The 5,457-nt window shown below is 54.2% G+C and carries 5 protein-coding genes; 1 reads left to right on the top strand and 4 read right to left on the bottom strand.

Annotated elements, in window-relative coordinates:
- Positions 1-124 precede the first annotated feature (124 nt).
- The 4 genes from GFJ39_RS13375 to GFJ39_RS13390 form a co-directional block, all read right to left on the bottom strand.
- The gene (locus GFJ39_RS13375) at positions 125-559 is read right to left on the bottom strand and encodes a recombinase family protein (protein ID WP_325062952.1); all 435 of its coding nucleotides are present in this window, start codon (positions 557-559) and stop codon (positions 125-127) included.
- A gap of 205 nt (positions 560-764) precedes the next feature.
- A complete protein-coding gene (locus tag GFJ39_RS13380; RefSeq protein ID WP_228391967.1) occupies positions 765-2,132 on the bottom strand; it encodes a glycoside hydrolase family 28 protein in 1,368 nt (455 codons plus the stop codon).
- A 62-nt stretch (positions 2,133-2,194) separates the two neighbouring features.
- Complete coding sequence (locus GFJ39_RS13385; RefSeq protein WP_153431903.1) at positions 2,195-3,565, bottom strand: hypothetical protein; 1,371 nt, start codon at positions 3,563-3,565, stop codon at positions 2,195-2,197.
- A 51-nt stretch (positions 3,566-3,616) separates the two neighbouring features.
- A complete protein-coding gene (locus tag GFJ39_RS13390) occupies positions 3,617-4,720 on the bottom strand; it encodes a Fic family protein (RefSeq protein WP_153431905.1) in 1,104 nt (367 codons plus the stop codon).
- Between the two features lie 425 nt (positions 4,721-5,145).
- Here GFJ39_RS13390 and GFJ39_RS13395 point away from each other — a divergent pair.
- On the top strand, positions 5,146-5,457 hold a 312-nt coding region (locus tag GFJ39_RS13395), incomplete at its 3' end, for a DUF6538 domain-containing protein (protein ID WP_325062951.1).

A 5,457-nucleotide genomic window follows, 5' to 3' on the forward strand; every position in this document is an offset into this window, starting at 1 on the left:
CTAGGCAGTGCTGCCGCTGCTCGCCGACATGCTTGTAAAGCGTCGTATGGACACTCCATAGCGCCGCGGCCACATCGGCCATCTGGATGTCCGGGTCGCGCAGGAGGGACTTGATCTTGCGCACCTACTTCTCCCCGAGCTTGGGCTTGCGACCGCCTGAGCGGCCTCTGGCGCACGCCGCGGCGAGCCCGGCATGGGTGGGCTCGGGGATCAGGCTGCGCTCGAACTCCGCGAGGGCGGTAGAGACATGGAAGACCAGCTTCCCAGCAGCCCTTTCTGTCTTGATTTTCTCGCTAAGGCTTTCGAAGCTGATACCAATGCGTTCGAGAGCGGCCACAATCTGTACCAAATCGGGCAAGCTACAGCCGAGCCGGTCCAGCCGCCACACCACCAGCGTGTCACCGGTGCGCAGGGCTTTGCTGCATTGTTCAAGCTCCAAGCGCTCAGCATTTTTCCCGCTTGCAGCTTCCTCGTAGATGACGTGGCACCCCGACCGCTGAAGCGCGTGACGCTCCAGGTCCAGATGCTGGTCTTCCGTAGAGACCCGTGCATCCCCGATACGCCGATTCTTTGACGAAACCGGGACATTGAAAACTTGACGAGAATGTTAACTCGTCAATTGAGGTCCGAATGTCCCGGATGCCGTTTTTTGGTGCGTTCGGCAGACCACCGTTTTCTGGGCACTTTTTGATAGATTATTGCATCTAACTCAGACCGCAATGCCTACCACCAAGCCTGAGCGCAACCAGCTCCCCATACCTCAATCATTCATGAGTTCTTCTCTCATCCGGACAGCGCAGATCTGATCCGTCCATGTGCACATCAGATCCACACTGAAGAACTGGAGGCGTCTGGACTATGAACGTGCTTCCAGAGGCACTTCCGCTAACATAACCAAACTGAAGACCTTTCCGGGCCGACAGTCGAATATTTCTCAAAGTGAGCCCCTCAATCGGTGCCTCGGGCAAACCCAGCACAACGCCAGCCGTCTCCGCATTTCTCGCCGTCAGATCTGTAATAGTGACATCGTGAATATGCGGGGTCGTTGACGTTACCGGAGCAGCGGGATCTGTCATTAACGCAGTCTGCTGCGTTCCCCCAGGCTGCCCTGCATAATAATCACTGATCGACAGCGGAACCCGGACATGGTCCATCGTCACATGTTCCGCGCTAATCCAGCCAATATCTCCTCCACGATCCCGCCCAGACTTAATTCGCAGTCCAGACAGCGTGTTCTGAAACGAGACGTCAGAAATTCTAATATGATGAGCCCCATTGGCCAGTTCACTACCAATAGACAGACCGTGTCCTTCGCCAAAGCGAGACTGTGTAATGCTAATATCGCTCGCTGCCCGGCCCGGCTGCATCAAACCGGACTTGATGGCGATGTTGTCATCTCCTGTTGCAATATCGAGAGTGCTCATCGTGACATGATCCGAGGAGACAAGATCAATACCATCGGTATTCCGAGACGAGGCCGGGTTGCGGATCGTGAGATGATCGATCCTGATCTGGCTGGACTCCCTTACAACGACCGTCCACATCGGAGAATTGGTCGCCGTAACGCCTGAGATCCGTCCATGCTGGACATGCGAGAACTCAATCAGCCAAGGGCGTGGCAGACCATTAGCAGCAGGCACCCCCGGATAGTCTGGCCCGTAAGGTAAAGGACCTGAGGTTTGCGTCTTGTGCGCCTGCACGGCTTGAGGCCACCAGACAGCAGCGCCATTCCCATCAATATGGCCCTGACCGGTTATAGCCACGTCCTGAACATCAATCGCAGAAACAAGGGCTTCACCGGGCTGCGCAGCTTTCCCCAGAAAGGCCCAGTGGAATAGACGAGTGTCCGAACTCCCCAGAAGGGTACTTCCCTTCTCCAGATTCAGCGTGACATGGTTTTTGAGAGATAAAGGCCCGCTTAACCATCTTCCTGACGTCAACGACACCACGCCACCACCTGCCTCGCTACAAGCTGCAATGGCACGTTGAATAGCCGGACCGTCATTTGTATGTCCGTCATGCCGTGCACCATAAGCAACAGGATCGCAGTGAGACGACGCAGCGTGACCGGTCATGGGCATGCACAACAACGCCGCGACTATCTCACCTAAAACGAGGCGCGTGTCTCTCATAGAGCGACTGCCTAAAACACATCTTTGGTCCGATTGGTTGCGTTTTTGAGCAGCAATGCCTGTCACTTCCGCAGCCCCTTGATACCCAGCTCTTCCCACATCCAGTCGAAACTAAAAGAGGCTCCTGCCCCCTCACGCCCCAGGCCTGCTGTCGTGGCTTCAATCTGCTTCAACCAAGCCGCGACTTTCTTCTTCCCCGCCGCTGTTTTAACAGCCTGCCTCGGCGTGACATGCCCAAGCCCCGGAACAACTTCATCCAGAACACGGCGATAATGCTGCTTCAAAACAGCAGCCAAAACTTCCGCCTCCTCTTCGAGCGGGATCTCGTCTTCAAGCACGTCCCCTCGGCCAGAGGTCCGCTGCTCTTCTCTAGCCTGCTCGGCGGTCATGATCTGTGTCAGAGGAGATCCAATCAGACTTCCCAAGGCGTTACGGAGTAAAGCCGTGCCTTGCTCAGCCCGCGTTTCTGAGTTGACCTGTAATCTCAGCTGACGGCCTTTCAGTTCCAAGCTCCCCAGAACAAGACCACCATCATCCAACGTCGTACTCAAAAACTGAGCTTTGCTGTCTTCTGCCTTAGAATTGGCCTCAGGAATATGGTCACCCGCCTGACGCGTCCAATTCCAGATCATGCGCCCCGCATGCTGCAAACAGGAGATCGTATTCAAAACCTCGGCAATGCTCTTCTGAGTGCTTCCCTTGCTGAGAGGAAAACATACGTCATGAAAGAGCAGGTCTTCGCCATCGCTGTTAAACAGGGCAGCTGGCTCGGAGGCGCTCACCATGTTTTCCATGGTTCTAAAGAGCCAAGTCAGCGTAAAGACCGGAGCCAGATCACGGAGCACCTCTGTTTTGATCTTTGGAAACTCAGCCTGACCTCGCTTACGCTTGAGAACATCGCGCAAATTCTCAGCCAGATCTTCGCAAGCCTGCGGCGAATATGCCAACAGACTCCCTGCCAAAACCATTTTACCGTCTTCGGGAACAAGGCGTGCCGCGATGCGCTCCCAAGGCTTCAGGGACTGTGTGGCTGAGCGTTCATGAACCAGAACAGGATCACCACCCCGCAACAGGTCACGCACCATCATGCTTTGACCCGGCACGATCTGCGAAACCTCATACAGGCTCATGACGGCCTCTTTGAGGCCCCGCATATAAGCGCTTTTACGTGGACCTTCTTTCCAGCCCCGTCGTTTCAGATAGACCTCAACGAAATTTTCATTATCCCAGTCTTGTCCCAAGAAATCTTCGAAGGCACAGCCCCAGAGTGACATTGCCGCACCCTGCCCTAAGATATCTCCCAGGTCTTCGAAGCTGATATCCGCCGCCTCTAAAGCCGGTCCCAGATGCTCACCCAACACCTCTTCAAAGCAGGATTTCCACTGATCCTGCTTCAGATATCCGATAAGCCCTGTCAGATTGTCAGCGTCCATAAATGCGATGACCTCCATTATTGTTCTACGGCGGAACGGCAAACACCCTGTTTACCCAAGACAAAGAGAATACCGTGCATAGCGGTTTTCTCCCGTCCGATTAAGGGCACCGAGAGACACCAGATCGGCCAGATCACGTGTCGCCGTGGCAGATGTGGCGCCTGTGATCGAACGATAGTTCTGAGCACTCAAACCGCCTTGGAAGCCGTCAGGCCCTTCTGCCAGCATCCGAAGCAGAGCCTTTTCCTGACGAGTGTTCAGCTTGTCGCGGAGGCGATCCAGAAAACGCGTTTTCTCAATTAAAAAACGAATATTCTGAAGCGTACGAGACTGGGCTTCCAGAACGACATTTCCAAACCACTCCATCCACGCATCAATGTGGTTGGTTTCGCTGGCACGATGCAATTCGAGATAATAGGCTTTCTTGTGTACGTTTATGGTTGCGGCCAGTGCCGTAAGCGTCGGGGCCTCAAGGCTTTGCGCTAATGCTTTCTCAGCAAGAGCCCGCCCGATACGGCCATTGCCATCTTCGAAGGGATGGATGGTCTCAAACCACAAATGGGCAACCGCCGCCCGTTCGATAGCAGGGAGAGGCTCCGCTCCGGTGGGGGCCGTGCTGTTAAACCACTCAATAAACCGCGCCATCTCAGACGGCACATTTTTCGACGGCGGCGCTTCAAAATGAATATGTGGGGCATGGAGAGGGCCTGAGATAATCTGCATGGCTTCTGCATGCGTCCGATATCCACCGATGACGTCCAGATCACGGCGACCATTCATCAGCATGGCATGCCAGTCGAACAGGATTTGCTCGGCTAAAGGAGCCGCATAATATCGATAGAGATCGACCATCAATTCCGCAGCCCCAGCCTCCGCTGGCGTAGAGCGCCGCTTGTCTGGAGCAAAGCCCAACTGGCGGGCAATCGAAGATTGCACACTCGCCCGATCAAGAACCTCACCCTCAATGGCAGAACTCTCGACCATTTCCTGTGAGATCAGCTGAACAATGAGCTGCTGATTAGCATCTTTGTCCAGATGCTGCATCGCGCCCACGACAACGCCCGAACCTTTCAGGAACTGGATTTCAGCCTCACGCAAACGGCTTTTCTCAAACTGAAACTGCGGCCAGTCCGGACGCTGCCAATTCCAACGCATGATCGATACCTCAACCTTCTATCAATCACTTTAACCACAAAATATGATTTATAGAAGCGCAATCTATCCATCACCCGACCTGACGGATTATCCCGCACACAAACCCGAAGCGACCCGTAGGCCCCCAGAATGATTTCAGAATGAGACGCGCTTCTCTTCACGCCAGTATGACCATCACAACAGAACCCTTGACGGACCTCAGTTTTTCTCCAAACCTGTTCTCCATATTGTTCACTGAGAAGAGCGTCATATCCGCAGTTTTCTGCTGAAATTGAGAGTCTCCCACCACCCAAAAAATGTTGAGGAGCAGGTTCGAGTCCCGCAGCTCGCACCACTAACCTATTGAAAAGACAGAGAAAAACACCCTTCGGCGTTAAAATGGGCCTTTGTCCCACAGTCTTTCCCAGAATGGGAAAGTTAGACGCATGCTGCGAATCGTCGGGTCGCAATATTATTTCAGGCGTTCTGTCCCGCTCGACCTCCGGGCTTGGTTAGGTAGAGGCGAGGTCTCGCATCCTCTGAAAACGTCCAGTAAGCTTATCGCACGGCAAAAGGCAGCCTTGCTCTATGCCCGTGCCGGGGAGTGCTTTGAGGAGATTCGGCGGATGACGACAGAGCCAACACAAAAAGCCCTGACTGCTGTCGATATCATCCGTTTTTACGAACAGTTCGTGAAAGACTGGGAAAACTATCACAACGTTCGCCTGAAAGAAGAAGAGACCAAGCACAGCGTCGAG

The sequence above is a fragment of the Gluconobacter aidae genome (assembly GCF_009547075.1).
GTDB lineage: Bacteria > Pseudomonadota > Alphaproteobacteria > Acetobacterales > Acetobacteraceae > Gluconobacter > Gluconobacter aidae.

What these genes read in the sequence shown, in the direction of transcription:
- GFJ39_RS13380 (WP_228391967.1), bottom strand. Translation starts at nt 2,132, where the DNA reads ATGAGAGACACGCGCCTCGTTTTAGGTGAGATAGTCGCGGCGTTGTTG.
- GFJ39_RS13385 (WP_153431903.1), bottom strand. Translation starts at nt 3,565, where the DNA reads ATGGACGCTGACAATCTGACAGGGCTTATCGGATATCTGAAGCAGGAT.
- GFJ39_RS13390 (WP_153431905.1), bottom strand. Translation starts at nt 4,720, where the DNA reads ATGCGTTGGAATTGGCAGCGTCCGGACTGGCCGCAGTTTCAGTTTGAG.